The organism is Actinoplanes subtropicus, assembly GCF_000721705.1.
Taxonomy (GTDB): domain Bacteria; phylum Actinomycetota; class Actinomycetes; order Mycobacteriales; family Micromonosporaceae; genus Actinoplanes; species Actinoplanes subtropicus.
Genome location: NZ_JOJL01000127.1, coordinates 1 through 1,436, shown reverse-complemented (window position 1 = coordinate 1,436; position 1,436 = coordinate 1). Strand labels below are relative to the sequence as shown.

Below are 1,436 nucleotides of genomic sequence, written 5' to 3'. Positions count from 1 at the left end.
GGCTCTTGTGATCGATGTGTGGGTGGGTTGTCGGTCATCGGTCGGGTAGTTCGGGTCGGTGACCGCCGAGGCTGAGCATGGCCAGAGCGATGATGGCATCGGCGGAGTGGAATCCGAACGCTCGGCGGATGATGAGCCGGATTTTGGTGTTGGTGGACTCGACCAGGGCGTTGGACAGCCGGTTGGTGATGGTGGCGATGATCGCGTCACGGTCGCGGACGATGCTGCGGGCGAGTTTGACGAACTGGGGTATCCGGCAGCGGCGGGCCCAGCTGATCCACCGGTCCAGTGCCTCGATCGCCTCGGCCGGGTCGCGGCGAGCGATGGCGAACACGGTGCGCAGGCCCTCTTTCAACGCCCAGGCCCGGTAGAGGGCCGGTTGGGTCTTGGCGATCCAGTCGAGTTGTTCCTTCTGCCGCAGGGTCAGGTTTTCCGGGTTCTTCCAGAGTGCCCAGCGGGCGTTCTTGAGTGCTTTCGTGTCGCCGGTCGGCCGGTGGTTGCGGTTGTTGGCCCGGGTGGTGCCCCGCGCAGCGCCGCGGACCTGGTTCCAGGCGGCACGGCGTAGTTCGTCGAGGGCGTCGGTGGCCCAGGCGACCACATGGAACGGGTCAGCACAGCGGATCGCTTGCGGGCAGTGTTCGGTGACGGCTTCGCGGATCCAGCCGGCGGCATCGCTGGAGATGTGGGTGATCCGGGCGCAGCGCTCGGGCCCGAGCCGGGTGAAGAACCCGGCGAGGGCGGCCTTGTCCGCACCCGGGGCGGCCCAGACCAGCCGGCCGGAGTCGTGATCGACCACGACGGTCAGGTACTTGCGTCCTTTGCGGTAAGAGATCTCGTCAACACCGATGCGTTTGAGGCCGTCGAACAGGTCGACGTGAGCTTCGGTGTCGGCCCAGACCCGGGCGACCACGTTGCCGACGGTACGCCAGGCGATACGCAGCAGGTCGGTCACCGCGCTCTTGGCGCAGACCGTCGCGAGCCACGCCACGGTCTGGTCGAAGCCGAGCGTGTGTCCCGCGCCGTGGCGGGCCCACGGGACAGCGGCGACCACCACGCCATGCTCCGGGCAGGACACCCGCGGCGCGTCCGCCTCGACGTAGGCGCGGATGGTGCCCAGGTCCAGAGCACGCCAGCGTCGCCGTCCGGCGCCCTGGTCGTAGCCCGCGCAGCGCCGGTCGCATACCCCGCACCGGCGGCGCCGGCCCCGTCCCGGACGTACCGACGCGACGAGGACCTGCTGCTGCTCGTCGAACTCGACACGCTCGACGACCGTTTTCCGCAGTCCGAGCAGCCCAGCCCATACCCTGGCATTACGCATGCCGTTGTCCCGCCATCTTCCGTTCTGACCTTCGACAAGCCAGAACCTAGGCGGGACAACGGCATGTAGTGCACAGAACGGCTTAAACCACCCACACATGCGTCAGTAGAACCACAAA

General features: G+C 67.8%; 1 protein-coding gene. It reads right to left on the bottom strand.

Translation table 11 applies throughout. From position 1 onward, the window contains the following. Positions 1-34 precede the first annotated feature (34 nt). Positions 35-1,318: an ISL3 family transposase gene (locus tag IH26_RS0152430; protein ID WP_030443801.1), complete on the bottom strand. Its 1,284-nt coding sequence runs from the start codon at positions 1,316-1,318 to the stop codon at positions 35-37. Positions 1,319-1,436: the final 118 nt, after the last annotated feature.

Coding starts and splice junctions, on each gene's coding strand:
- IH26_RS0152430 (WP_030443801.1), bottom strand. CDS start 1,318: ATGCGTAATGCCAGGGTATGGGCTGGGCTGCTCGGACTGCGGAAAACG.